This window comes from Marinomonas epiphytica (genome assembly GCF_054780655.1).
Genome location: NZ_BAAGVX010000017.1, coordinates 1 through 568, shown reverse-complemented (window position 1 = coordinate 568; position 568 = coordinate 1). Strand labels below are relative to the sequence as shown.

The 568-nt window shown below is 47.2% G+C and carries 1 protein-coding gene; it reads right to left on the bottom strand.

Translation table 11 applies throughout. The features are described from left to right. Positions 1-568 (bottom strand): methyl-accepting chemotaxis protein (locus ACYVGZ_RS05025; protein WP_460752084.1); only part of this gene is annotated, 568 nt, incomplete at both ends.

The window sequence follows — 568 nt, the reverse complement described above, 5'->3', positions numbered from 1 at the left end:
CCTTCTTTCATGGTGCTGATTGCTGTTTGGGTTGAAGTTTGGATAGTGCTAACGATGTCGGTGATTTTGCCTGTTGCATCCACCGTTTTCTCTGCTAATGAACGAACTTCGTCTGCAACAACTGAGAAGCCGCGGCCTGCTTCACCAGCACGAGCGGCTTCAATAGCGGCATTAAGAGCCAGTAGGTTCGTCTGGTTGGCAAGGTCGTTAATCATACCAATCACGTTATCAATGTCTTTAGATAGCTGACCAAGCTCATTAAGCTGGCCGCTGGTTTGGTTCACAACACTAATCGTGTCAGTAAGGCTACTAAGCGCATTTTTAATTGTCTCAGAGCCGACTTTAGCCGATTCATAAGTGTTCTGTGATTGTTGGCTTAGTTCGTCAGTCGTGGTTGAAATGCTGCTGATGGTCACAGAAATTTCTTCAGTTGCTGCGGCAATGGAGTTGGTTTGTTCGCTCACTGAACGGTTGCTGTTCGCAATGTTGGTGACGGCTTGGTTAAGCTCAGACACCATGTTGTTGACATCACTTGTGGTGCTCACCACATCGCCAATAACCGACCCTA